Below are 20,496 nucleotides of genomic sequence, written 5' to 3'. Positions count from 1 at the left end.
GCGCGTAGGCGATGGCGATCGTCACCGGCTGCTCCCTTCGCTGCCGAGCGCGGCCATCTGGTCCCGGTTGCTCCACGGCGGTTCGGCGTTCTGCTGCCACCAGTGCCCGGCCTTCGGATCCCAGTGCTTCCATTCGGGGTGGGGTCCGGCGAGGAGTCCGCAGGTCCAGTCACCGCGCCGGTCGTCGCAGGTCTGAAGCTCGGGGGCCGGTTCGGGTTCGGGGACGTCGCGGTGCGGCTTGGCGCCGGGGGTGGCATCGGTCCACCGGAGCGTGGTGCCGCCGACCGTCGGCCCACGGTGCCAGTCGTCATGCCGGGCGGTGAGGGTGCAGTGGTGGAGGCGGGCGGTGAGCGTGTCGTCGAGGCTCGCAGTGCAGATCATCGGGAGCTCCCGTCGGGCTGGGTGACGAGCAGGCCGAGCTTGTCGAGCTCCCGGACGACGCTGGCGATGACCGAGTCGTAGAAGGAGCCCAGGGTGCAGGTTCCAGCGCATCCGCAGGTTTCACAGCAGGCGGTGTGGGCGTGGGGGTGGCCGAGGATGTTCCGCCACTCCCCGTAGTTGCGGTTCGGGAACCAGGACAGTTCCTCGTCGTCCGGCCACAGGATCATGGTGGAGGTCGGCAGTTGGTCGATGAGGGCGTCGCGTTCTTCCTCGGTCATCGGTCTCTCCGGTGTCGTGGCTGCCCGGCTGCGGGCTTGTCGGGTGCGGGCGGGGTGTCGGGGATGTCGGAGCCCCAGTAGGCGGCGTGGGGGTCCGTCTGGCGGGTCTGACGGTCCTGCTCCTCGCCGTGGCGGAGGACTCGGCTCATGGCGATCGCGGCGAGGACGATGACCAGGACGGTGGACCCGGCCCACGCCCAGCCGTTCACCGCGGGTCCTCGGGCGGCCAGTCGCCTGCGAGTCGGATGGCCGGGCTGCGCGGAGGCGGCGGGTCGTTGCGGGTCCGCCAGGCGTGCCAGCCCTTCACGGGGTGGGTCATCAGCCAGCCGATGTTCTCGGCGGAGCGGATCGTCCAGACCGCGGCGTAGCGGATGCCGGTGGGTCGCTGGCCGTACTGCTGCCAGTGGGCCCAGTCGGAGGCGCGGTGCGCGGGCCGGGCGCGGCCGGTGAGGTAGCCGAGGGTGAGGCCGCCGGCGATGAGGAGCAGGGTCAGCACGGCTACACCTCGGGCGTCTGGAAGTGGCCGCAGGCGCAGCGAGGGACAGTGCAGCCGGCCTTGTTGTCGTGCCAGTTGAGGGTGTGCTCGCAGGCGTCGCAGGGGGTCGACAGGTAGGCGGCCATCGTCGGCGGGCGGGCCGCCTCGGGCGCGGGCTGCTGGCTCATGCTCCGGCCCCCTCGGCGGCTTCGGCTGCCGGACGCTGGTCGGTTGGGCAGCCGCAGCCCCAGTTGTGGCTCTCCGGGGTCGGGCAGTGGACGTCGTGCTCGATGCCGACCTCGCAGGACGGGCAGTCGCGGGCGGGCGGGTCGATGCTGAGCGCGCCCAGGACGGCGTTCAGCACGGTGTCGGCGTCCGGGAATGCCTGCCATTCGAGGCCATCGATGGCGTGCCAGGCCCGGCTGTGCTCCAGCTCGGTGAGACGACGGCGCGGGGCGAGCTGGGGGTGGACGGACGCCCAGGCCTTGTAGGCGATGATCGCGGCGACAGCAGACGACTCGGTCGGGCAGCTCCGAGGGTTGTTGTACGGGCAGTCGGGCTCCATGGCGAAGTGGACGGCGCGGGACGGGTCGATGAGGTTGAACGGCCAAGACGGCTGCTGGTCGGTCACGGTGGGCTCCTGGTGGCTCGGGTGAGGCCGGTCGTCCCGGGCTGCGGGACGACCGGCGGGCGGGGTCAGAGCGTGTCGATGGCGTACTGCACGGCCGCCGCGATCTCGTCGGCCTCATCGGCGGCGTTCTGCTGCGCCTCGGTGCAGCCGGGGCAGAGCAGGCGGCCGGTACCGCCGGTGTCGCGAGTCCAGCCCCAGCCGCGCGCCCAGGTGCGGGCCTGCTCGGGGGACTCGAAGTAGATGCCGCCGTCACCATCGACGTCCGCGAGGTAGCCGCACTCGGGGTCGTCGCAGGTGAGCGTGTAGAGCGGTGTGGAGACGAGGTTGATTGGCACGGTGTGCTCCTGGGCTGGTTGGTGGGGTGCCGGCCCGCGGGGTGCGGGCCGGCCGTGGGACGGGTCAGGCGGACGGGCGGGCAGCCGCGCGAAGCCGGGCGAACAGGGCGGCGGCTTCGACCGGGTAGGAGTCGGTGCCGTCGTCCTCGCTGCACTCGGTCGCCTTGTGCAGGTCGTAGTCGAAGTGGGCGAGCCAGCCGCGGAGGGCGGTCTCAAGGTCGGCGACGGTGACGGTGATGCGCTCGGGCATGGCGGGTCTCCTTCGGTGTGCGCGAGCCGGCACGAACCGGATCGGCGGGGAGGGCTGTGGGCGGGAGTTGGCGTTTGCGGGCCGCTGGTGGCGCCTCTGGCGGCCTCGGGGGTTCGGGTCGGCGTCTGTGGACCCCGACGGCGCCTCAGGGGCTCTCAGGCGCCTTCCGGGACTTCGGGTACCGCTTCCGGTGCTCCGCCTCCCCCTCCGGGCATCCCAGGCGGCACAGCTTCGGGTCCTCGCCGCGGCGGCGGTGGGCCTCGTAGCCGGCGTGGTCGCCATGGGTACGGCGGCGGCCGTCGAGGTAGCCGGCATGGCAGGCGAGGAAGACGGCGTTCGGCATGTTGACCGCGCCGAGCTTCCGGAAGACCTCGGTCATCAACTTGCCGACGCTCTTCCCGTCGATGCCGAGCGAGCGGCCGATGGCGGCCTGGGTTGCTCCGCCCGCCGCCAGTTGGAGCGCGGTCAGTTGGTGCTCGGTGAGGGGCCGCTTGCTGGGGCCCCGTCGGGACGTCGCCTGCATCACCCCCGCCTCCGGTACCGCTCGGCCACCGGCGTCCCGGTCGCGTCGAGGTGCCCGTCGGCGGTCGCGAGGAGAAGCAGGGCCCGCTGGATCACGTCGGCCGGGGGTTCGAGGCGGTAGCAGCGGCGGAGGATCGCCGCCGACCGGTCGGTCACGACCAGCCGCAGAGGGCGGGCGGGGAGGGGGCTGGGCATCGTGGGCTCCGTTCGTGAGAGGCTCTTCGGGCGCCCGCCTCGCTAGCTCCGAGGCGGGCGTCCTGCGTGGTCGGCTGGTTGCCTGTCAGCCGATGGGTGCGGGCGGTCAGGCGGCGGGGGCGTCGGTGGTCCAGACGATGGGCTCGTCGCCGACGCCGGCGGGCGCGCAGCAGAGGCACCACTCGCAGTTGCAGGAGTGCTCGGCGTAGTCCGTGGCGGCGGTGTTGAAGTCGAGGTCCGGGTCGGCGACCCGGCCGGGCCAGAGGTTGGCCGCAAGCTCGGCCTCGACCTTGGCGCGGATCTCACGGAGCGCCTTCTCCGCCATCCCGAGCCGGTACTCGACGATGTCGGGGTGCTCTTTGAGGTAGCCGCGGACCTGTACGTCGGCCCAGTCGGTGACGAGCATGTGAGCGGCTGCGGTCAGGTCGTGCATGTGAATGTCGATGTCGCTCATCAGGCGGCCTTTCGGGTCGGGTATGCGGAGATGAGTCGGGCGGTGGCCCAGCGGTGGCCGCAGCGGCAGATGTAGCCGTGGGCGATGTGCAGGCCGCGGCGGCGTTCCTTCGCGGCCGGTATGCCGCGGGTGAGGCAGCTCGGGCAGGTGTCGGTGGTGATCACCAGATGGCTCCTGTGGGTGAGTAGCCGGTGAACTGGTCGGCATCCATGGGCCGGTATGTCTCCCAGGGCCACTTCTCGCCCTGCTTGATGAAGGCGGGCCAGTCGCGTTCGTCGCGCATGCCGCGCCAGGGGACGACGCGCCGGCCGCGGCAGCCTTCGGTGTTCGCCGCGGACTTCTCGTCCTCGACGGGGCGGAGGCCGAAGCCGAACTCGGGCCAACGCATCCACAGGGAGGAGCCGAGGGGGCGGAGGTTGCGGTGCTGGCCCATGCCGTTGTGGTGGGGGGCGTGGGCTTCGAGGAGTACGGCGCAGCCGGCGGTGGAGCGGGCCTCGTCGATGACGACGGAGACTTTGCGGGCGAGTTCCTCGGAGTTCGGGTCGCCGGCGTGGAGGCGGTAGACGGGCCCGATGATCAGAACGTCGGGCTTGATCTTCTCGACGCGGCGCATCATCCACGCCCGGTCTCGGGGCTGGGTGAGGTCGAGACCTTCGGGCCGGCACTCGATGTGGAACATGCCACGGCGGACAGGCTGCTCGATGTGATCAGCGGCGGCCAGCAGGGGCCGGTACTTGCGGCGGGACGCGGGCGCGCTGTTCTCGCAGTCGAGGGTGAGGACCTTGACCGGGTCAATCATCTCGAAGGTCCGAAACGGGTGGATGCCGGCGGCGAGGGTGACGGACATCTGCCGGAGCAGTGTCGACTTGCCGCCGCCCTCGGATGCGGTGAGGATCAGCCGGTCCATCCGCTCCAGGAGGCCGGGGACGATCCAGTTGAACGTGTCCTCATGTTCGACAAAGTCGAGGATGTCCTCGGTTGGCAGGTCCTCGGCGGCCATCCCTTGGTCGCGGAGGTCGCGGGCTTCCTTGACGGCGTGCTCGACGAGGTCGCTGGTGGCGGTCTCGGTGTTGAAGCCCCTCTCGGCGAGGGTGGTGCCGTGCTTGATGAGCTCGCGGCGAACGGCCCGGTCGTGGACGATCTCGGCGTAGTCGCCAGGGTTGGTGGCGTAGGGGCACTGCTGGAGGATCCAGTGGAGGTAGCCGGGGCCGCCGATGGCGCTGAGCTTGCCGGCATCGGCGAGGTGCTTATTGAGGGTGATCGGGTCGATGGCCCGGTTCGCGGACTGCATCTCGCTGATGCCCTGGAAGACGGTGGCGTTGACGGGCCGGTAGAACGCGGCCGGGGTTAGGATTTCCAGGGCGGTCTTCACGGCCTGCTTGCCCTGCATGCAGGCGGCGAGGACGTACAGCTCGGCGCCCTCGTCCTGCGGGGGCACCCGCTCGAAGGCGGCCGCCGGGTAGTCGGCGGGCGGGCCGATTTCGATGGTCACTAGTAGATCCCCTTGTCTGCGTAGGACTCGCCGGAGACGGCGCGGAGATTCGGGCGGTGCGCACGCTTCGCCTCGAAGTCGGCGGCGTCGCGCATCCACTTCTGCCAAGCGGCGTGCCAGTTGGTTTTGCGGCGGCCTTCGCTTCGCCAGTAGTCGATGAACTTGTCGGTCTCGAAGGCCGGGTCGACGGCGGGCCCGAAGGTCTTCTGGGACCAGCGGCGCATGGCGTCGTTGAGGTGGAAGTCGTCGGGGAGAGCGTGGAGACCTTCGCGGCTGCTGCCGCTGCTGGGTCCGCTGCCCGCGCCCCTCTCTTCAGTACTTGGGTTCTTCTTTTGGTTTGGGTGACGTGGACGTCCCCCCTCCTGGGACGTGGGCGTCACCCCATCAGTGACGTCCACGTCAGGGGTGACGTCCACGTCAGGGGTGACGTGGACGTCACCCGCTCCCGGCCCCGAGAACTCGTCTGAGCTGGGCTTCTTGCGCCCGCCCCTGCGACGGGATGACGCCAGCGTCACCCGTGACGCCAGCGTCACCTCATCCCGCCCCGCGCGGCCCCCCGGAACGACCCGCTCGACAGCCAAGTCGTAGACCTCGGGACGCTTTCCCTCCGGGAGATGAGCCGCCTTCGACTGGTCGCCCAGCCGGATCAACTGGAGCTCCCGGAGCTCCTTCAGGTCGCGCCGTACAGATCGCTCGGCCTTGCAGGCATAGGCAGCGAGACGAGCGACGGAGGGGTACGCGCCGCGGCCTGCCCTATCGGCGTGCCGAGCGAGTCCGCTCAGCGTGGCGATCAGCTGAGACGGCATCGGCGGGGCGTATTCGAGCGCCCAGTCCATGGCCTCTTTGCTCACGGCGTCTTCTCTCTGGCTGGCTGGTGCGGGTGGTGGTGCCGCTAGGCGGCGGTGGCGGCCTTGCGGGCGTAGTCGATGGCGTGCTGCAAGGCGTCCTTGGTCACGCCGAGCCGGTCTGCGGCCTGCTGGCGGGTGTGACCGAGCCGCTCAAGTTCGAGGCCGTTCTCGGCGAGCACCGCGTACCGCGGCGGCTCCTTCACGGCGGGGGTGAAGTCCGGGTTGTCGTAGTCGTCGTCGTCCCAGTACGCGGTGCCTGCCCAGCCGTTGCGGGCCGCTCGCTTCCGGGCCGAGGTGATGGCGCCCCGGTTGCCCTGGGGCTCGGTGCGCTGCAGGTCGTGGCACAGGCGCCGGACTGAAGCCGCGGTGAACAGGCGCACCGTGTCGCCGGCGTCGCCTCGGAGGAAGTACGAGACGTAGCCCTGGCCGGTGCCCATGCGCTTCTCAAGGACGCATGCGGGCCAGCCGTCAGCCGTCAGGGCCTGGAGGCGGCGGGTGGTCCCGAGGCTGGGGACGAAGGCGCCGTTGCGGGTCGGTTCGCCCGCGGCCTCTGGGACCGGGACGGCGAGGATCCGCGCTGCGGTGAAGTGACGGATCGGCTTACCAGTGCGGATGATGAAGTTGAGGCGACCGGACTTGAGGTCTGCCGCGGTGTCGATCTCCGCGTCGGTCATGCCTGCCGCGCGCAGGGCCCAGATCCGTGCGATCGTCGGCCCGGCCGGTACGAGCGAGCTGCGGCCGATGCTGCGGAGGTACTCCCACTTCTTCGCTTCGGCGGTGGCGGCGCTGGTGCAGGGCGGGCAGGTGCAGCCGCGGCGGTAGCGTCGGACGTCGCCGTGGTCGGGAAGGGGGCCGGGCTGTCGGACTCGCTGTGTGGCGGTTGTCATCGGGATTCCTCCGTCCTCTGCTGCGGGATGAAGATCAGTTCGGCGGTGATGCGGTCGTCGCTGTACGGGTCGCCCGCTTCGGTTTCGATGGCGGGTTCGCGGCGCTGGCGCCAAGAGGAGACGTCGGCGCGGACGTCGTCCTCGCTGCGGGTCGATTCCTGCCAGGTGGCCCGGTAGCCGCGGGAGTCGTCGCTGCGGTTCCAGTGCCAGGCAGCGGCGGCGATCAGCCCGCAGACCGCGAAGATCAGGAACCATTCCCAGGGGCCCATCACGCGGCGGCCCTCCTGGCTGCCGCGGTGCCCTTCCAGGTCCGCAGTCCGGAGTGATGCGACGAGGGCCTTGAGGAGGTCGTCCAGCCCGCCGGGCGGTGATAGCCGGCCTCACGGAGGAGGGTTGCGAGCCGGCCCCAGTGGTGCGCAGGGTCCGGGGGTTCGGCGAGCTGGTGCTGGTCAGCTATCTCGAAGATCGTGTACGTCCGGCCAGAGGCCGCGGCTTCGAGGTACTTCGGCCAGACTTCGTCGATCCAGGTCTCGTAGTCCTCGGCCTTACGGCGGGCGGCCGGGATCTTGGGGGTGGGGACGGTTCCGTCGAGGGCCGGCTGGATCGAGGTCATGACTCACGCTCCGGAGTTCCGTGCTGTTCGAGCTCGGCGTCGGTCATCAGGTCGTGGGGGATGCGGCCGGTCCGAAGTACCTGGCGGGTGTCGTCCGCGGCCTTGCGGTAGGCGTGGATCCGCTCGCGCACGCTGTTCGCGACGGACTCGGCGGCGGGGCCTTCGAAGAGCGGGATAGCGGCCTCCTCGTTGGCCGCTATCCGCTCCCATCGCTCGGCGAGGGTGTTGAGCGCGGCCCTGAGGTTGGCCTCGGCGGGATGCATGGTCCTGGCGGTCATGGCGTGGGCTCCTCGGGTGTGGTCTGCTTGGGGGTGGGGTCGGCCGCGTTGCCTGCGGCCGACCCCCAGATGCGGGCTAGAAGGGGGGCTCTTCGCTGTACGCGAAGGGGGTGCCGTCGTTCAGGTCTTCGGCCCGCCTCTCGATGGCGCCTCGGAGGTCGAGGCCGATCCGCTTCAGCTCGTTGGCGATGCTGCGTGCCCAGTTCTTGACCTCCTCGCCTTCAGGCGGAGACAAGGCCTCGGCGATGTGCCCGGCGATGACGTGGCTCGCGGCGATGAGGGTGTCGGCAGGCGTGACGTAGCCGGCGAGGTTGAGATTCCGCAGAGCCATCTCGACCGGGGGCGAATACGGCTGGCCGGGGATGTAGGGGTCGGGCTGACCCACCCAGGGGTCGTCGTTCACCTTCTTTGTCGCGGCGATCGCGGCACGCCACTCGTTGATGTGGGCCCCGTCACCGGCGTACTTGTCGGCGAGCAGGCCTGCTGCGGCTGCAGCCTGGGCGCCAGCGAAGTGGGCTTGGGCTGCCATCAGGTGGTAGGCGGATGCTGACGGGTCGGTGGGCTTTCCGCCCGGCCGGTCGAGGTGGGAGGCGGCGCTCAGGTGGCGTTCGCCTTCGATGTAGTGCTGGGGCCCGTTCACGCGGCACCACCGGGCTGCGCGGTCTCGGGCCAGTCGACGGAGTCCTCGGCGGCTTCCGTGTCCCAGACGCCGTCTTCGATTTCGGTGGCCTGCGTTGCAGGCTCGGCAACGGGGACCGGGGCGGTCAGCTGGGCGACGCTGAGCGGGGCCCGGGCGGGGAGGATCTCGCCGCTGGTGTAGCCGTCGATCTCCTCGGCTGCGTGGGGCAGGCCGTGGAGGGCGTCGGAGGCGATCAGGCGGGACAGTTCGCCCGTGGCTCGGGCGATGAGCATCGTCTTCGGCTGCTTCTTCCACTGGTCCTTGGTGAGCAGCCCCAGCGCCTGGGCGCGGGGGATGTCCCATTCGACGTACTGCCAGGTTTCGGCGCCCTTCCGGCGGCCTCGCATCTTGCAGTAGGTGTTGGTGGACTCGACGAGTTCGATCTCGTGGCCGTGGCCCTGGACGATGGCCCGCATGGCGTGCGCCCTGAGGGCGGGGGTGCCCTGGATGATGTCGATGGACTTGAGGGAGGCCATCGGCTTCAGTCCGAGTTCCTGGCCGGCGAGGATCGCGGCAGTGAGCTCGTCGGGCTTGCCCTTGAACGCGCCGGCGAAGTTGGTGGTGGCGAGGGACTTGGCGACGAGGTTGGCCTGTCGGGCGTCTTCGACCCACTTCATGAGGTCGCTGGGCTCGTCGGGTTCGCGGGTGGCGAGCTGGTTGCGCTGCTCGGGTACGGCGAGTTCGGTCACTTCAGATACTCCTCGGTCTGGCGCAGGACGTCCCACGACGGCATGGAGATGGCGGGGATTTCGGTGACGGGCCCTGTCCAGTCGGGCCAGTTGCCGGTGGTCAGGCAGTCGGCGTAGATGCGGAGGGCCCGGTCGTTGCGGGCTCGGCCGATGTCTCGGTCCTGCTGGTTGAGCTCCCGCACCGTGATCAGGTACGGGGCCGTCTTGGACTGAAAGACGAAGATGAACCGGGTGCCCTCTTCGGCCGGCAGGGCGGCGTCGATGCCGTCGATGTAGAGCGGGTCCTGCTGGTGGTACGAGTGATCCCGGATGGCTCGGGCTACGGCCTCGGGGGCGGCGTCCTTGCAGGACTTGTAGTCGACGCACAGGTTCATTGGGCCGAGGAGCTTCAGCCAGTCGGGGCGGACCCGGCAGCGGATCCCGGTCGCCGGGTCAGTCCAGTAAATGGACCGCTCGGCTATGCCGGTGCCCGGGGTGAACAGGGGTCCTGCGATGGGGTGCCGACGGATCGCGGCGGCCATGTCCTGGACCTGCTGTAGCTCGTGTTCCTTGAGCGGGACGGCGCCGCCAGCCCGAATCTCGGCGATCTTCGCCTTGGCGTCCTTGGTGTCCCATCGGGCCCCCGGGACGACTTCGAGGTCAGGCCCGTCGCCGAGAACGAGCTTGTGGGCGGCGTGCCCGAGGTCGAACTCCTTCTTCGCGGCCTGCGGGTGGTCGAGGTCGTACTTGAACTGGGCCGGGCATCCCGGGTTGAGGAGCTTCCGGAGGCCGGACGAGGAGATCGACTCCCGGTCGGCGTGGTAGTCCTCGGCCGACAGGCCATCGACGATCGCCGGGGCGGGAAGCGTTGGGGCCGTCACCGGGCCAGATCCCTGAGCATCTCGTTGGCGGAGATGGTGGCGTCCTGGATCTTGTCTTCGAGGACCTCGATCTTCCGATTCAGGTCTTCGATCGTGTCGTCGCGGTCGACGAGCTTGTCGAGAGTTTCGGCGAGCTCGGCTTCCAGTTCCTCGACGCGGTCTTCGGGCGTGGTGGCGGCCATCAGACGGCCTTCGGCAGCGCGCGGTCGGCGGAGCAGGGGCCGCAGTCGGGGTGTCCGCAGTCGACCCCGAAGGAGTGCTCCACGGCCTGGTTCCAGGCGTAGCCCCAGTGCAGGACGACGGCGTACAGGACGGGTGAGAACTCGCTGCTGTCGCGGAGGCGAAGCTCGGCGAACGAGGAGTTCAGTGCGGCGGCAAGCTCCAGGGCCTCGGTCAGGGCCTGCTGGTGGTGCACGTCGTCCAGGCCGAGAACCCAGACGGCCCATTCCTGGTCCTCGTAGCCGACGCGCTGCCGGTTGGCGCCGAAGAGGTGGGTGGTCATGTTGACCCCTTTCAGGGTGTGCTGGCCCGCGGGCGGGCGGTTGGTGCCCGTCCGGGGCGGTGGTGGTGGGGTCCGCGCCGTCGGTCCGGTGTCATCCGATGGCGCGGACCGGCTAGATGAGGCCGGCTTCGGCGGCGGCAGACAGCCGCATCGGCGCGTACACGGCCAGGTTGGTGCTGGCGAGCGAGACGACCGGGATCGGCTGCGTCTCCGCGACCGCCGGATGGTTGCGCAGGTCGCCGGTCCGGGAATGGTTGGCCTTGAACGCCCGCAGCTCGCGAAGCTCGGCGGTCTGGACGGTCAGCTGGTGCGTGGTCTCGGCGAGCTGGGCTTCGATCTCGCCCAGCCGGCTGACCTTCGCGTTCGCTGTGTCCCGGGCGGCGGTGGCTTCCCGCAGCTTGCCGATCAGCCAGGCGACGAGGACGAGCAGCGGGTACATCTGGGCCCGCAGCCGGGCCACCTCGTCGACCGCGCGGTGCTGGCCGTGACCCCGGGTACGTTCCCGGACGCGGGATATGAGGGGCAGGCTCACCTGGGGGCTCCCGGCTGGTCGTCGTCGAGGGTGGGCTCGGCGGCGATGAGGTAGGCGATCTGCTCGTCACGCTCGGCGATGAGTCGCCCCAGCCGCTCGACTGTCAGCTCGGCTCGGGAGGTGAGCCCCGCCATGTACTCCCGCTGCCAGCGCTTGTAGCTGTCGCAGGCGAAGGAGTTGTCGCACTCATCGTTCGCCTTCTCGCAGGGAGCGCACTCTTCCCAGCCGCCGAACGCCTGGTGCACGTGGCCGCTCATCTCGTGGGCGGCGTTGAGGCCGTTGCGCAGCAGCTTGATCTGCGCCTGCACTTCGGCGAGGAGGTCAGCGGCCATCGGAGGTCACCGCCCCGGTGGACCTCTTCGCGACCAGCTCGCGCCACTGAGCCACGGTCTGGTGGATCTCATCCACCACGATCATGAGCGGCGCATCAGCGGCTCGGGTGAGGTCGATGGTGAAGTTGTCCAGGCTCTTCGCATCGAGCTGGTAGGCCCAGGGCAGGAGGAACGAGTCCTGCGCCGCCTCCAACTCGGCGACCCTGGCCTTCAGCCGCGCGATCTCGCGCTGAGCAGTTCGGGTCGCGTTCTCCGCGTGGAGCCGCGCCTCGACAGACTGCTCTGCCCTTTCGATCAGGCGCTCGTTGTCCTTGATGACCCCGTTGCGCTGGTCACGGAAGGCGTCACGCTCGGCCGCCAGCCGTGAGGACTCGGCCTCCAGTTCAGCAATGCGGTCAGTCACGGTTTCCCCTGAGGTAGTGGCGCCCGGCGAGGGCGATGGCGGCGCAGATGACACCCGCGAGGGCGTCCAGGACGGCGATACGGCGGAGGGTCATCGCGGGCTACCGATCCGGGCGAACCAGTCGTCGGCGGACTCGACGTAGCCGGCGGCCACCGTGTCCGCGAAGTCCGGGTCGACCGGCACCAGGCCCAGCGCCCGCAGCAGTCCGGGAGCGGCGATCACCGCGGCGTCCGGGTCGCAGAGGAGGGCCGACAGGACCTGCGTCTCTCGGGGGCTCATGCCGCCCACTCCTCAGCCGCCCGCGTCATGGCCTGCATGACCTCGCCGGGAGTCCGGTCCGCGTCGTCGTTCCAGTCCGCGATCCGCTCGATCGGGTCCTCGTCAACGACGGTGGAGTAGACGCTGCGAGCCAGCACCTTGATGGCCTCGTAGGTGGTCTCGCCGAACACGCCCGGCATCTCGGGGGTGGGCCATCCCTCGGCGGCGATCAGGATGGCGCCGATTGCGCAGACCGGCTGCTCGGACAGGGCAGGCTCGTCAGTGCTGGGGTCGTAGTAGCCGCCCTTGAAGTGGCCGTTGCGGCGAAGGATCTCCACCGCGTCGGCGAGGATCACAGCCGGGGACTTCTTCACCGGGTCACCGCCGTCCGGGCCTTCGCGACGCTGACGTACCGGTACGGGCCCGAGGAGAACGAGGCAAGCAGGACCTGCCCGGCCTTCCGGCCCCGCGGGTGGGCCACGACACTGCCGTCGGGGAGGATCGCGACCGGGCAGGTCACGGCGTGCGTGCGGTCCGCGCCGGCGACGAGGACGTAGGCGCCCTGCTCGGTCATCCAGATCTCGCCAGCGGCGGGCGTCAAGGGCTTCGTGGTCACGACTGGCCTCCAGCAGGTCCGGGCAGGTAGCAGGTGTACTGGCAGTCCGAGAGGACGCAGGAGCTGTCGGCGTCGAGGTGGTGCATGTCGTACCGCTGCTCGGCGGCAATCAGCCGCCGCGTGCGCTCGTCGATCTCGGCAGAGAGCTGGGCCAGCGGCACATCCAGCTGGGCGATACCGGCCGGGGCCAGACCCGCGATGCCCGGGCGGTCGGTGTCGACGGGGAGGAGGTCAGCCACGAGACTCACCGGCCTCAAGCAGCGCGCCGATCGCGGCGACCGCGTCCGTGATGCCGTTGTTGTAGTCGTTGTCCTCGTCGGTGCCGGTGGCGTCCGTCAAGTACTCGGAGCGGGCGGCCTCGATGGCCTCGGCCACGACCTCGGCGCGGTAGGCGTCGAGCAGCGCGTTCGCACGCTTCTTGGACACGAAGTAGCCGTTCACGACGGTGCCGGATACGAAGCTCAGCAGCTGCTCGCGGGCGGTGGGGTTGGGGTTGCCCGACTCGGCGGGCAGGACGCGGTCGTTCATGACAGGACCGCCGTGGACTGCCGCAGCGGAACCGCCGACAGGTGCTTGTCCGCCGCCGCGTACCGGGCCAGGAGGGTCTCGCGGTCACCCCGGTCCTCGACCGAGGCCAGCGGGCGCAGCAGCTTCAGGTCACGCTCGACGTCCGCCATCTCGGCTGCGGCGAGGATCTGCGAGTCAGGGCGGCGGGAGGCCGAGAACAGTGCCACCGCGAACGGGGCGACAGCCGGATCGGCAGGCTTGGGGCGCTGGGAGGGGATCAGGTCAGCGACCCGATCGGGCATGATGTGGGACATCGGGGTCCTCGTCTCTCTGCATGTAGGCGTGCAGGGGAGGTGGATTTCGGGAGGCCCTGGCCGGCGGTGTGTGAGAGCCCGTTGGCTGGGGCCGTTTGCCGCAGCTAGGCGGCGCGGATGCTGTACTTGCTCGGCATGCGCTCGCCGCTGTTCTGCACCCAGCGAATGTGGGCGGCGGTGAGGCGCGGCGACTTGCCGATGTACGTGCAGGGGACCCGGCCGTCCTGAATGGCTTCGACCACCCAGTTCTCCGTCTTGCCCAGGAGTTCTGCAGCCTGGGCTGGCGTGAAGCACTGAAGGTCTGACGTTGCCGGAGTTACGAGCTTGGCCAGCGACTCGAAAGCTTCAGCGAGACGCTCGATCAGGGCCGAGTCAACGTTCGGGGGGGCCAGGTCTGTCCTGGTCACTGGGCTTCTCCCTTGTGATTGCTTCCATGGGTACGCCGAGTTCCTCCGCAATGCGCTGGAGGGTTTCCCGGCCCGCTCCCTGCCGGTCCGTCTCCACGTGGGAGAGGTAGCCGGGATCGCGGTCGATGAGGTGTGCGAGCCGCCGCATGGACATGCCGCGCATCCTGCGGAAGGCCCTTATTGCGGCTCCGTTCGGTGTCACATCCACAACGTAGACCCATAGCTTGGGTGTTTGCAAGGCTTCCGCCGGTTTCCTTGGGTGTTTGTTGGGTGCACGCCGTGCCGCAGAGCGACGCAAGGCGGACAGGGCGAGCCCCCGGCGCACAGACGGCGCTTTAAAAGGCAACAAAAATGCGCCCCCAACACCGATCGTTACTGGTCAAATCAGGGAATCGGTGGGTGCGTGTTGCCTAGGCGTCAGGCATGATGACGGCATGACCAGGGACTGGGAGCGCCTCGCGCGTGCCATCGAAGAGGCACGCGATGCCAAGGGGATGACGCAGGTCGCCCTCGCGGAGGCAGCCGACGTCAGCGAATCCACGGTGCAGAACCTTGAGTCCGGCACGACCCGCAAGCGAACTCCGAGCACTCTTCCTAAGATCGAGGCGGCGCTAGGCTGGACGCCCGGTTCCGGGCTCGCCGTCCTTGCCGGCGGAGACCCAACCACCGAGGCAGCGTCACGGGGTGAAGATCGAGACCTGGACAGGACCGATCTTCCGCTGAGGATTGTCGACGAGCTGAAGAACGGCGGGCGCCTCGTCGATACCGCGGTCATCAAGCTCCCCACCAAGGGGGATGTCCGAATGACGGTTGTCGTCAGGGGCGCTCCAGACGCATCCCCCGAAGATATTCAGCAGGCCCTGGAAGCGTGGCGTCGAGCAGAGCGCAAGCTGCAGAACCTTCCTGACGATGACGACAGTGAGCCGCGTGCGGCCAATGAGGCGTAACTGACGGATCATCATTTCCGCACGGTCTCTCCACATACGGTGCAGATGTGTGGTGTCATATGCGGACACCGCTAGGGGGGCGCCCAAGAGGTGGTTGGGGGACCTATGCGTGTACAGGTTCTGAGCGTGACCGGGATGCCCCTCGGCGTGCAAGTGTGGGTGGCGGACGGCCCGACGACGCTTACGATCTACGTCGACTCAAAGTTGCTGTCTGCTGACGGCGCGATCCTTTTGCAGACAATGTTCAACGACTTGGTTGTCGCGTGGGAGCGTCAGTCAGCCGAACCCGCGCGCCCTCACCTACGCGCCGTCGCAGGCTGACACCAGGGCTCAGACCCGCAGGCGGCGATCAGGCTCGGAACATCGAACGAGGTCATCCATGGCTTTCGGCGAAAAGCGCGGATACGACAAGCAGGCAAGGAAGTGGCGCTACCGCGGGCGCTACAAGCTGCCCAACGGCAAATGGGGATCGGTAAGCCGCGACGACGACGGCAAGCCCTTCTATACCGAGCGATCGGCCGAGGCATACGCCCAAGGCCTGGAAGCAGACCACCGCCGCGGAAAAACCGTTGTTGCCCCCCGCAGCGCCCGGACCACGGTGAACCAGTGGTCGACCACCTGGCTCGCAGCAATCGACGTCGGCCCCCTGAGCGAGAAGGAATACCGGCTTCGCATCAGGAACCATATCGATCCCGAGTGGGGCAGCGTGGCGGTCAAGGACCTCTCCCCCGCAGCGATTGCCACCTGGGAGAAAGACCTGCGGAAACGGCTCTCGAAGAACTACGCGGACGGGATCGTGTCCGTCTTCCGCACGATGATGAACGACGCGGTTACGGAAGGCCTTCGACTCGACAACCCGGTCCAGTCCCGAAGCGGCGGCCGGCGCGGCCGGTTTGTGCCCAAGCCGAAGAACCAGAAGGTCACCGCCACACCCCGCCAAGCTCTGCTGGTGGCCCGCAACGGGCTGATCGTGGGAGGCCTAAACGAGTACGCCCTCGTCCTGACCTCGGCCTATACGGGCATGCGCATCGGCGAGCTGGCCGGCCTGCACCGCAACCACGTCGAACTCAAGGACACCGGCACTGGCTCCCGGATCCATTCCCACGAGCAGGGACAGTACGTCGACGGGGTCTTCACCCAGATCGACAACAAGTACGACTCCGGCCGAGGCCTCATCATCCCGCCCGCTTTGGCGAACCTGCTTCAGGCCCTGATCGACAGCCGGCCGGAGTCCGAGTGGGTGTTCACTGCACCCAAGGGCGGACGGCTCCTCCGGGCTGGCGACTGGTACGCAGAGACCTGGCACCCCATGGTTCTCGGTCGAGCCCCGCGAGGAGTGGTCCGTGGCGCCAAAGCCCGCGAGGGCATTCGCCCTGTTCTTGGCGTCGAAGGGTTGACCCCTCATGGGCTGCGGCACTCTCAGAAGGTCTGGCTCGATGAAGGAAACCACCCGCGGGTAGCCGTCGAGGCGAGGATGGGGCACGTGCTGCCTGGGGTGGAAGGGACCTACTCTCACGTCACGTTGGCCATGGAGCTTGCGATCGCCGAGGCATTGCAGGAGCGTTGGGAGCAGGCCCTCCGGACGGTCGTCGATCGCCGCGAGCTGGGCCCGTATCCCCCGTTCAAGCGGGCTCGTGACCGGCGATCTCCCAAAAATCTCCCAGGGCCCGCGTAGGGCCCCTGCCGCCTTACATGCAGAGCCCCCGCCGAAACCTCCGACGGGGGTTCTTCGCTGCGCATGGTTACGCGTGTCTTGCTGGCAGAATGGCCTAGCGGATCGGCATCTGCGAGATGGTGCGGGCGATCACCAGTCGCTGGATCTCGCTGGTGCCCTCGAAGATGGTGTAGATCGCGCTGTCACGGTGCATGCGCTCCACCGGGTATTCGCGGGTGAAGCCGTTGCCACCGAGGATCTGGACCGCCTGGGCGGTGACCTTCTTGGCGACCTCGCTCGCGAACAGCTTCGACATGGAGCCCTCGGCGGAGGTGAAGGGCTTGCCCGCGACGGCCATCCAGGAGGCCCGCCACACCAGCAGCCGGGCCGCGTCGATGGAGGTCCGCATGTCGGCGAGCTGGAAGGCCACGCCCTGGTTGTCGATGATCGGACGGCCGAACTGGGTACGGGTCTTGGCGTAGTCGAGGGCCACCTCGTACGCGGCGCGCGCGGTGCCGACGGCCATGGCACCGACGGCCGGGCGGGAGGCCTCGAAGGTGGCCATCGCCGCGTTCTTCACGCGCTCGCCACCGCCGCCGGCCTTGGCCCGCTCGTGGGCCCGCGCGAGCCGCTCGTCCAGCTTCTCCTTGCCGCCGAGCAGGCAGGAGCCGGGCACGCGGACGTCCTCCAGGACCACCTCGGCGGTGTGCGAGGCGCGGATGCCGTGCTTCTTGAACTTCTGGCCCTGGGACAGGCCCGGGGTGTTCGGCGGCACGATGAAGGAGGCGTGGCCCTTGGTGCCGAGCTCGGGGTCGACGACCGCGACGACGATGTGCACGTTGGCGATGCCGCCGTTGGTCGCCCAGGTCTTGGTGCCGTTGAGCACCCACTCGTCCTTGGCCTGGTCGTAGACGGCGCGGGTGCGCATCGCGCCGACGTCGGATCCGGCGTCCGGCTCGGAGGAGCAGAAGGCGGCGACCTTCACGTCGTCGGGGGTGCCGTACATCTGCGGGATCCAGGTACCGATCTGCTCCTCGGTGCCGTTGGCGACGACGCCGATGGCGGCGAGCCCGGTGCCGACGATCGACAGGGCGATGCCCGCGTCACCCCAGAACAGCTCTTCCATGGCCACCGGGATGCCCAGACCGGTAGGGTCGAAGAACTGCTGGGCGTAGAAGTCGAGCGAGTAGATGCCGACCTTCGCGGCCTCCTGGATGACGGGCCACGGAGTCTCTTCGCGCTCGTCCCATTCCGCGGCCGCGGGGCGGATCACTTCGGCCGCGAAGCCGTGGATCCAGTCGCGTACCTGCTTCTGGTCGTCATTGAGCTCCATGGTGAACTCCGCCATGTTCCCCTCCAGCTGTGCGTCCACCAGTGTGTTACTAGCGGTAACCCATACGGTGACCACAGTGTGTTACCGGCGAGTAGGCACTGTCAAGCAGCGCCGCCCGCAGCGCAGCCGATCGATCGCGAGGGTGTGCGGGGTGTTACGTTGCGTGGGCGTCACGCACCATCGCAAGGGCGGGGAGAGAAACACGTCATGGAGACCACTCAGCAGGCCGGCGAACCGGGAGCGGCCGAGCGCCGCAGGCGGGAGCTGCTCGAAGCGGCCGACCGGGTCGTCCTCCGGGACGGGCCCAAGGCGTCCATGAACGCCATCGCGGCGGAGGCCGGCATCACCAAGCCGATCCTCTACCGGCACTTCGGGGACAAGGCCGGGCTCTACCAGGCCCTCGCCGTCCGGCACACCGACGCCCTGCTCGACTCGCTGCGGGCCGCGCTCGACGCCCCGGCCGAACGCCGCAGCCGCGTGGAGTCCACCCTCGACACCTACCTCGCGGCCATCGAGGCCCGCCCGCAGGTCTACCGCTTCCTCATGCACCCCGCCGAGGACTCGCAGGCCGCCGAGAAGGGCTTCGACGTGGGCGTGCACTCGGCCCCGCTGCTGCGCCGGCTCGGCGAGGAGCTCGCCGACGTCATCGGCGAGCGCGTGGACCTCGGCCCCGGCGGCGAGCGCCTGGCCCGGATCTGGGGCCACGGGATCGTCGGCATGATGCACGCCGCCGGTGACTGGTGGCTCGGCGAGCGCCCGTGCGAGCGCGCGGAGTTGGTCGCCGGCCTCACCGACCTGCTGTGGGGCCGGCTCGCCACGGCCGGCAACCGCGCCGACGGCCCGGGGTTCTGAAAGCCCTGCCGTACGAAAGGGGCCGCGCTCAGTTCCGCGCGGCCGCCGAGGCCCCCGCGCCCCAAGGCGTCTTGCGGATCGCCCGCCGCAGCCGCCTGGCGCGCAGACCCGTGACCCGGTCCGCGTAGACCGTGCCGTCGAGGTGGTCGCACTCGTGCTGGAGGCAGCGCGCGAAGAAGCCGGTGCCCTCGATCCGTACGGGCGCGCCGTCGGAGGTGACCCCCTCGACGACCGCGCGGTCGAAGCGGACCGTGCCCGCCTCCAGGCCGGGCAGCGAAAGGCAGCCCTCTGGGCCGCGGAACTCGTCCCCGTCGGCCGCCACCAGTCGCGGATTGACGACGTGCCCGACGTGGCGCACGTCCTCGTCGTCGGGGCAGTCGTACACGAACACCCGCTGCCCGACGCCGATCTGGTTCGCGGCGAGGCCGACGCCCTCGGCGGCGTACATCGTCGCGAACATGTCCTCGACGAGCCGGTCGAGGGCCGGGCCGAACGCGGTGACCTCCTCGCACGGAGAGTGGAGCACCGGGTCGCCCAGCAGGCTCATGGTGCGGACGAGGCCGGTGGTACCGGGGATGGGGCGCTGTCGCATGGCCGTAAGGGTACGACGGGCGAATATATGAGGAGATCTGCGGCGCCCTGGGGCGCCGCGGTCAGGGCCCCGGCCGGTACTGGATAGGCTGGGGCCGACCGACGCAAGGAGGACAAGGGACGATGGCAGGCAACACAGAGCCGCTTTCGCCGCGGGCCAAGCTGGCCGTGACGGCGGGCAAGGCCGCGGCGGCGGTGTCGCGGGCCGCGGGACGCGGAAGCGGATCGGTGATCGGCGGGAAGGTCGCACTCAGACTCGACCCCGATCTCCTCGGAGCGCTCGCGCAGCATCTCGACGTCGTCCTCGTCTCCGCGACGAACGGCAAGACCACGACGACCCGGCTGATCGCCGAGGCCCTGCGGGCCAGCGGTCCCGTCGTCTCCAACGCCCTCGGGGCGAACATGCCGGCCGGCATCACCTCCGCCCTCGCGGGCGGCTCGGACGCCAAGTACGGCGTCATCGAGGTGGACGAGAAGTACCTCGCCGGAGTGGCCCGGGACGTCACCCCCAAGGTGATCGCCCTGCTGAACCTCTCCCGCGACCAGCTGGACCGCGCCGCCGAGACCCGCATGCTCGCGGAGAAGTGGCGCGAGGGCCTCCAGGGCTCCAAGGCCGTCATCGTCGCCAACTGCGACGACCCGCTCATCGTGTGGTCGGCCTCCTCCTCGCAGAACGTGGTGTGGGTCGCCGCGGGCCAGGAGTGGAAGGACGACGCCTGGTCGTGCCCCTCCTGCGGTGGCGTCATGCAGCGCCCCGGCGACGACTGGTTCTGCGGCGAGTGCGGATTCCGGCGCCCCACCCCGAGCTGGGTGCTGTCCGGGGACCACGTCCTCGACCCGCACGGCTCGGCCTGGCCGATCCACCTCCAGCTGCCCGGCCGCGCCAACAAGGCGAACGCCGCCACCTCGGCCGCCGTGGCCGCCGTCTTCGGCGTTCCGCCGCAGGTCGCGCTGGAGCGGATGTACCAGGTGCAGGCCGTCGCCGGCCGCTACGACGTCATCACCTTCCAGGGCCGTGAGCTGCGCCTGCTGCTCGCGAAGAACCCGGCGGGCTGGCTCGAAACGTTTTCGCTGATCGACCCGCCGCCGACCCCGGTGATCCTCTCGGTGAACGCCCGCGGCGCCGACGGCACGGACACCTCCTGGCTGTGGGACGTGGACTACCCGCGCCTGTCCGGCCACCCGATCTTCGTGATCGGCGACCGCAAGCTGGACCTGGCGGTCCGCCTCGAAGTCGCGGGCCTGGACTTCCGCGTGTGCGACACCCTCGACGAGGCCGTGCAGCTGGCGCCGCCCGGGCAGATCGAGCTGATCGCCAACTACACCGCCTTCCAGGACGTGCGCCGCCGCGTCGGCAACTAGTCACCCATAGAGGACAAGA

The 20,496-nt window shown here is 69.6% G+C and carries 40 protein-coding genes; 4 read left to right on the top strand and 36 right to left on the bottom strand.

What is annotated here, in order from left to right; all coding sequences use genetic code 11:
* Window positions 1–21 precede the first annotated feature (21 nt).
* The 34 genes from AB0M92_RS18885 to AB0M92_RS18720 form a co-directional block, all read right to left on the bottom strand.
* Window positions 22–381, bottom strand: coding sequence for a hypothetical protein (locus AB0M92_RS18885; protein ID WP_366103328.1), 360 nt, complete (start codon window positions 379–381; stop codon window positions 22–24).
* Complete coding sequence (locus tag AB0M92_RS18880; RefSeq protein WP_366103327.1) at window positions 378–659, bottom strand: hypothetical protein; 282 nt, start codon at window positions 657–659, stop codon at window positions 378–380. Before AB0M92_RS18880 ends, AB0M92_RS18885 begins: the two co-directional genes overlap by 4 nt.
* Window positions 656–868, bottom strand: coding sequence for a hypothetical protein (locus AB0M92_RS18875; protein ID WP_366103326.1), 213 nt, complete (start codon window positions 866–868; stop codon window positions 656–658). Before AB0M92_RS18875 ends, AB0M92_RS18880 begins: the two co-directional genes overlap by 4 nt.
* Window positions 865–1,155, bottom strand: coding sequence for a hypothetical protein (locus AB0M92_RS18870; RefSeq protein ID WP_366103325.1), 291 nt, complete (start codon window positions 1,153–1,155; stop codon window positions 865–867). Before AB0M92_RS18870 ends, AB0M92_RS18875 begins: the two co-directional genes overlap by 4 nt.
* A 2-nt stretch (window positions 1,156–1,157) precedes the next feature.
* Entirely contained in the window at window positions 1,158–1,322 is a 165-nt protein-coding gene (locus AB0M92_RS18865) for a hypothetical protein (protein ID WP_366103324.1), read from the bottom strand.
* The gene (locus AB0M92_RS18860) at window positions 1,319–1,765 is read right to left on the bottom strand and encodes a hypothetical protein (RefSeq protein ID WP_366103323.1); all 447 of its coding nucleotides are present in this window, start codon (window positions 1,763–1,765) and stop codon (window positions 1,319–1,321) included. Before AB0M92_RS18860 ends, AB0M92_RS18865 begins: the two co-directional genes overlap by 4 nt.
* Before the next feature lie 65 nt (window positions 1,766–1,830).
* Complete coding sequence (locus tag AB0M92_RS18855) at window positions 1,831–2,100, bottom strand: hypothetical protein (RefSeq protein WP_366103322.1); 270 nt, start codon at window positions 2,098–2,100, stop codon at window positions 1,831–1,833.
* A gap of 64 nt (window positions 2,101–2,164) precedes the next feature.
* Window positions 2,165–2,350: a hypothetical protein gene (locus AB0M92_RS18850; RefSeq protein ID WP_366103321.1), complete on the bottom strand. Its 186-nt coding sequence runs from the start codon at window positions 2,348–2,350 to the stop codon at window positions 2,165–2,167.
* Between the two features lie 145 nt (window positions 2,351–2,495).
* Window positions 2,496–2,873, bottom strand: coding sequence for a LuxR C-terminal-related transcriptional regulator (locus AB0M92_RS18845; RefSeq protein ID WP_366103320.1), 378 nt, complete (start codon window positions 2,871–2,873; stop codon window positions 2,496–2,498).
* On the bottom strand, window positions 2,873–3,067 hold the full coding sequence (locus AB0M92_RS18840; RefSeq protein WP_366103319.1) for a hypothetical protein: 195 nt from the start codon (window positions 3,065–3,067) through the stop codon (window positions 2,873–2,875). The genes AB0M92_RS18845 and AB0M92_RS18840 overlap by 1 nt, the downstream gene beginning before the upstream one ends.
* A 106-nt stretch (window positions 3,068–3,173) precedes the next feature.
* Window positions 3,174–3,521, bottom strand: a complete 348-nt coding sequence (locus AB0M92_RS18835; protein WP_366103318.1) for a hypothetical protein — start codon at window positions 3,519–3,521, stop codon at window positions 3,174–3,176.
* Complete coding sequence (locus AB0M92_RS18830) at window positions 3,521–3,685, bottom strand: hypothetical protein (RefSeq protein ID WP_366103317.1); 165 nt, start codon at window positions 3,683–3,685, stop codon at window positions 3,521–3,523. Before AB0M92_RS18830 ends, AB0M92_RS18835 begins: the two co-directional genes overlap by 1 nt.
* Window positions 3,682–5,013: an AAA family ATPase gene (locus AB0M92_RS18825; protein WP_366103316.1), complete on the bottom strand. Its 1,332-nt coding sequence runs from the start codon at window positions 5,011–5,013 to the stop codon at window positions 3,682–3,684. Before AB0M92_RS18825 ends, AB0M92_RS18830 begins: the two co-directional genes overlap by 4 nt.
* Window positions 5,013–5,864 carry a helix-turn-helix domain-containing protein gene (locus AB0M92_RS18820; RefSeq protein WP_366103315.1) on the bottom strand — a complete coding sequence of 284 codons (852 nt, stop codon included), beginning with the start codon at window positions 5,862–5,864 and terminating at the stop codon, window positions 5,013–5,015. The genes AB0M92_RS18825 and AB0M92_RS18820 overlap by 1 nt, the downstream gene beginning before the upstream one ends.
* 41 nt (window positions 5,865–5,905) lie before the next feature.
* Window positions 5,906–6,748 (bottom strand): hypothetical protein, encoded by an 843-nt coding sequence (locus AB0M92_RS18815; protein ID WP_366103314.1) that lies wholly within the window; start codon window positions 6,746–6,748, stop codon window positions 5,906–5,908.
* Window positions 6,745–7,017, bottom strand: a complete 273-nt coding sequence (locus AB0M92_RS18810) for a hypothetical protein (protein ID WP_366103313.1) — start codon at window positions 7,015–7,017, stop codon at window positions 6,745–6,747. The genes AB0M92_RS18815 and AB0M92_RS18810 overlap by 4 nt, the downstream gene beginning before the upstream one ends.
* On the bottom strand, window positions 7,017–7,361 hold the full coding sequence (locus AB0M92_RS18805) for a hypothetical protein (RefSeq protein WP_366103312.1): 345 nt from the start codon (window positions 7,359–7,361) through the stop codon (window positions 7,017–7,019). Before AB0M92_RS18805 ends, AB0M92_RS18810 begins: the two co-directional genes overlap by 1 nt.
* Window positions 7,358–7,639 carry a hypothetical protein gene (locus tag AB0M92_RS18800; protein ID WP_366103311.1) on the bottom strand — a complete coding sequence of 94 codons (282 nt, stop codon included), beginning with the start codon at window positions 7,637–7,639 and terminating at the stop codon, window positions 7,358–7,360. The genes AB0M92_RS18805 and AB0M92_RS18800 overlap by 4 nt, the downstream gene beginning before the upstream one ends.
* 76 nt (window positions 7,640–7,715) lie before the next feature.
* Window positions 7,716–8,279: a hypothetical protein gene (locus AB0M92_RS18795; protein WP_366103310.1), complete on the bottom strand. Its 564-nt coding sequence runs from the start codon at window positions 8,277–8,279 to the stop codon at window positions 7,716–7,718.
* Entirely contained in the window at window positions 8,276–9,007 is a 732-nt protein-coding gene (locus AB0M92_RS18790; protein ID WP_366103309.1) for a hypothetical protein, read from the bottom strand. Before AB0M92_RS18790 ends, AB0M92_RS18795 begins: the two co-directional genes overlap by 4 nt.
* On the bottom strand, window positions 9,004–9,867 hold the full coding sequence (locus AB0M92_RS18785) for a PD-(D/E)XK nuclease-like domain-containing protein (RefSeq protein WP_366103308.1): 864 nt from the start codon (window positions 9,865–9,867) through the stop codon (window positions 9,004–9,006). The genes AB0M92_RS18790 and AB0M92_RS18785 overlap by 4 nt, the downstream gene beginning before the upstream one ends.
* Window positions 9,864–10,049, bottom strand: a complete 186-nt coding sequence (locus tag AB0M92_RS18780; protein ID WP_366103306.1) for a hypothetical protein — start codon at window positions 10,047–10,049, stop codon at window positions 9,864–9,866. The genes AB0M92_RS18785 and AB0M92_RS18780 overlap by 4 nt, the downstream gene beginning before the upstream one ends.
* On the bottom strand, window positions 10,049–10,369 hold the full coding sequence (locus tag AB0M92_RS18775) for a hypothetical protein (RefSeq protein ID WP_366103305.1): 321 nt from the start codon (window positions 10,367–10,369) through the stop codon (window positions 10,049–10,051). Before AB0M92_RS18775 ends, AB0M92_RS18780 begins: the two co-directional genes overlap by 1 nt.
* Before the next feature lie 112 nt (window positions 10,370–10,481).
* Window positions 10,482–10,901, bottom strand: coding sequence for a hypothetical protein (locus AB0M92_RS18770; protein ID WP_366103304.1), 420 nt, complete (start codon window positions 10,899–10,901; stop codon window positions 10,482–10,484).
* The gene (locus AB0M92_RS18765; RefSeq protein WP_366103303.1) at window positions 10,898–11,233 is read right to left on the bottom strand and encodes a hypothetical protein; all 336 of its coding nucleotides are present in this window, start codon (window positions 11,231–11,233) and stop codon (window positions 10,898–10,900) included. Before AB0M92_RS18765 ends, AB0M92_RS18770 begins: the two co-directional genes overlap by 4 nt.
* The gene (locus AB0M92_RS18760; RefSeq protein WP_366103302.1) at window positions 11,223–11,636 is read right to left on the bottom strand and encodes a hypothetical protein; all 414 of its coding nucleotides are present in this window, start codon (window positions 11,634–11,636) and stop codon (window positions 11,223–11,225) included. The genes AB0M92_RS18765 and AB0M92_RS18760 overlap by 11 nt, the downstream gene beginning before the upstream one ends.
* Before the next feature lie 90 nt (window positions 11,637–11,726).
* Window positions 11,727–11,915: a hypothetical protein gene (locus AB0M92_RS18755; RefSeq protein ID WP_366103301.1), complete on the bottom strand. Its 189-nt coding sequence runs from the start codon at window positions 11,913–11,915 to the stop codon at window positions 11,727–11,729.
* Window positions 11,912–12,268 (bottom strand): hypothetical protein, encoded by a 357-nt coding sequence (locus AB0M92_RS18750; protein WP_366103300.1) that lies wholly within the window; start codon window positions 12,266–12,268, stop codon window positions 11,912–11,914. Before AB0M92_RS18750 ends, AB0M92_RS18755 begins: the two co-directional genes overlap by 4 nt.
* Window positions 12,265–12,510, bottom strand: coding sequence for a hypothetical protein (locus AB0M92_RS18745; protein ID WP_366103299.1), 246 nt, complete (start codon window positions 12,508–12,510; stop codon window positions 12,265–12,267). Before AB0M92_RS18745 ends, AB0M92_RS18750 begins: the two co-directional genes overlap by 4 nt.
* On the bottom strand, window positions 12,507–12,749 hold the full coding sequence (locus AB0M92_RS18740; protein ID WP_366103298.1) for a hypothetical protein: 243 nt from the start codon (window positions 12,747–12,749) through the stop codon (window positions 12,507–12,509). The genes AB0M92_RS18745 and AB0M92_RS18740 overlap by 4 nt, the downstream gene beginning before the upstream one ends.
* A complete protein-coding gene (locus tag AB0M92_RS18735) occupies window positions 12,742–13,038 on the bottom strand; it encodes a hypothetical protein (RefSeq protein WP_366103297.1) in 297 nt (98 codons plus the stop codon). The genes AB0M92_RS18740 and AB0M92_RS18735 overlap by 8 nt, the downstream gene beginning before the upstream one ends.
* Complete coding sequence (locus AB0M92_RS18730) at window positions 13,035–13,331, bottom strand: hypothetical protein (RefSeq protein ID WP_366103296.1); 297 nt, start codon at window positions 13,329–13,331, stop codon at window positions 13,035–13,037. The genes AB0M92_RS18735 and AB0M92_RS18730 overlap by 4 nt, the downstream gene beginning before the upstream one ends.
* A 104-nt stretch (window positions 13,332–13,435) precedes the next feature.
* Complete coding sequence (locus AB0M92_RS18725; RefSeq protein WP_366103467.1) at window positions 13,436–13,738, bottom strand: hypothetical protein; 303 nt, start codon at window positions 13,736–13,738, stop codon at window positions 13,436–13,438.
* Window positions 13,704–13,940 (bottom strand): helix-turn-helix transcriptional regulator, encoded by a 237-nt coding sequence (locus tag AB0M92_RS18720; protein WP_366103295.1) that lies wholly within the window; start codon window positions 13,938–13,940, stop codon window positions 13,704–13,706. The genes AB0M92_RS18725 and AB0M92_RS18720 overlap by 35 nt, the downstream gene beginning before the upstream one ends.
* Window positions 13,941–14,172: 232 nt before the next feature.
* On the opposite strand from AB0M92_RS18720, the gene AB0M92_RS18715 reads away from it, so the two are divergent.
* Together AB0M92_RS18715 and AB0M92_RS18710 are read left to right on the top strand one after the other, a co-directional pair.
* On the top strand, window positions 14,173–14,685 hold the full coding sequence (locus AB0M92_RS18715; RefSeq protein WP_366103294.1) for a helix-turn-helix transcriptional regulator: 513 nt from the start codon (window positions 14,173–14,175) through the stop codon (window positions 14,683–14,685).
* 379 nt (window positions 14,686–15,064) lie between these two features.
* A complete protein-coding gene (locus tag AB0M92_RS18710) occupies window positions 15,065–16,360 on the top strand; it encodes a tyrosine-type recombinase/integrase (protein WP_366103293.1) in 1,296 nt (431 codons plus the stop codon).
* Window positions 16,361–16,454: 94 nt separating this feature from the next.
* On the opposite strand, the gene AB0M92_RS18705 is transcribed toward AB0M92_RS18710, so the two are convergent.
* Window positions 16,455–17,687 carry an acyl-CoA dehydrogenase family protein gene (locus tag AB0M92_RS18705; protein ID WP_366103463.1) on the bottom strand — a complete coding sequence of 411 codons (1,233 nt, stop codon included), beginning with the start codon at window positions 17,685–17,687 and terminating at the stop codon, window positions 16,455–16,457.
* A gap of 192 nt (window positions 17,688–17,879) precedes the next feature.
* Here AB0M92_RS18705 and AB0M92_RS18700 point away from each other — a divergent pair, with 192 nt between their 5' ends.
* The gene (locus AB0M92_RS18700; RefSeq protein WP_366103292.1) at window positions 17,880–18,524 is read left to right on the top strand and encodes a TetR family transcriptional regulator; all 645 of its coding nucleotides are present in this window, start codon (window positions 17,880–17,882) and stop codon (window positions 18,522–18,524) included.
* A 28-nt stretch (window positions 18,525–18,552) separates the two neighbouring features.
* Here AB0M92_RS18700 and def read toward each other — a convergent pair whose 3' ends face one another.
* Entirely contained in the window at window positions 18,553–19,116 is a 564-nt protein-coding gene (def, locus tag AB0M92_RS18695) for a peptide deformylase (protein WP_366103291.1), read from the bottom strand.
* A 122-nt stretch (window positions 19,117–19,238) separates the two neighbouring features.
* Between def and AB0M92_RS18690 the strand changes: the two genes are divergently transcribed.
* Entirely contained in the window at window positions 19,239–20,477 is a 1,239-nt protein-coding gene (locus tag AB0M92_RS18690) for a MurT ligase domain-containing protein (RefSeq protein ID WP_366103290.1), read from the top strand.
* Window positions 20,478–20,496 lie beyond the last annotated feature (19 nt).

Source organism: Streptomyces sp. NPDC051582, from assembly GCF_040681715.1.
GTDB lineage: Bacteria > Actinomycetota > Actinomycetes > Streptomycetales > Streptomycetaceae > Streptomyces.
The sequence above is the reverse complement of the archived record's forward strand: the minus strand, read 5'-3'. Positions and strand labels throughout refer to the sequence as shown.

Coding starts and splice junctions, on each gene's coding strand:
- AB0M92_RS18885 (WP_366103328.1), bottom strand. CDS start 381: ATGATCTGCACTGCGAGCCTCGACGACACGCTCACCGCCCGCCTCCAC.
- AB0M92_RS18880 (WP_366103327.1), bottom strand. CDS start 659: ATGACCGAGGAAGAACGCGACGCCCTCATCGACCAACTGCCGACCTCC.
- AB0M92_RS18865 (WP_366103324.1), bottom strand. CDS start 1,322: ATGAGCCAGCAGCCCGCGCCCGAGGCGGCCCGCCCGCCGACGATGGCC.
- AB0M92_RS18850 (WP_366103321.1), bottom strand. CDS start 2,350: ATGCCCGAGCGCATCACCGTCACCGTCGCCGACCTTGAGACCGCCCTC.
- AB0M92_RS18845 (WP_366103320.1), bottom strand. CDS start 2,873: ATGCAGGCGACGTCCCGACGGGGCCCCAGCAAGCGGCCCCTCACCGAG.
- AB0M92_RS18840 (WP_366103319.1), bottom strand. CDS start 3,067: ATGCCCAGCCCCCTCCCCGCCCGCCCTCTGCGGCTGGTCGTGACCGAC.
- AB0M92_RS18835 (WP_366103318.1), bottom strand. CDS start 3,521: ATGAGCGACATCGACATTCACATGCACGACCTGACCGCAGCCGCTCAC.
- AB0M92_RS18815 (WP_366103314.1), bottom strand. CDS start 6,748: ATGACAACCGCCACACAGCGAGTCCGACAGCCCGGCCCCCTTCCCGAC.
- AB0M92_RS18810 (WP_366103313.1), bottom strand. CDS start 7,017: ATGGGCCCCTGGGAATGGTTCCTGATCTTCGCGGTCTGCGGGCTGATC.
- AB0M92_RS18805 (WP_366103312.1), bottom strand. CDS start 7,361: ATGACCTCGATCCAGCCGGCCCTCGACGGAACCGTCCCCACCCCCAAG.
- AB0M92_RS18800 (WP_366103311.1), bottom strand. CDS start 7,639: ATGACCGCCAGGACCATGCATCCCGCCGAGGCCAACCTCAGGGCCGCG.
- AB0M92_RS18780 (WP_366103306.1), bottom strand. CDS start 10,049: ATGGCCGCCACCACGCCCGAAGACCGCGTCGAGGAACTGGAAGCCGAG.
- AB0M92_RS18775 (WP_366103305.1), bottom strand. CDS start 10,369: ATGACCACCCACCTCTTCGGCGCCAACCGGCAGCGCGTCGGCTACGAG.
- AB0M92_RS18765 (WP_366103303.1), bottom strand. CDS start 11,233: ATGGCCGCTGACCTCCTCGCCGAAGTGCAGGCGCAGATCAAGCTGCTG.
- AB0M92_RS18755 (WP_366103301.1), bottom strand. CDS start 11,915: ATGAGCCCCCGAGAGACGCAGGTCCTGTCGGCCCTCCTCTGCGACCCG.
- AB0M92_RS18735 (WP_366103297.1), bottom strand. CDS start 13,038: ATGAACGACCGCGTCCTGCCCGCCGAGTCGGGCAACCCCAACCCCACC.
- AB0M92_RS18730 (WP_366103296.1), bottom strand. CDS start 13,331: ATGTCCCACATCATGCCCGATCGGGTCGCTGACCTGATCCCCTCCCAG.
- AB0M92_RS18715 (WP_366103294.1), top strand. CDS start 14,173: ATGACCAGGGACTGGGAGCGCCTCGCGCGTGCCATCGAAGAGGCACGC.
- AB0M92_RS18710 (WP_366103293.1), top strand. CDS start 15,065: ATGGCTTTCGGCGAAAAGCGCGGATACGACAAGCAGGCAAGGAAGTGG.
- AB0M92_RS18705 (WP_366103463.1), bottom strand. CDS start 17,687: ATGGCGGAGTTCACCATGGAGCTCAATGACGACCAGAAGCAGGTACGC.
- AB0M92_RS18700 (WP_366103292.1), top strand. CDS start 17,880: ATGGAGACCACTCAGCAGGCCGGCGAACCGGGAGCGGCCGAGCGCCGC.
- def (WP_366103291.1), bottom strand. CDS start 19,116: ATGCGACAGCGCCCCATCCCCGGTACCACCGGCCTCGTCCGCACCATG.
- AB0M92_RS18690 (WP_366103290.1), top strand. CDS start 19,239: ATGGCAGGCAACACAGAGCCGCTTTCGCCGCGGGCCAAGCTGGCCGTG.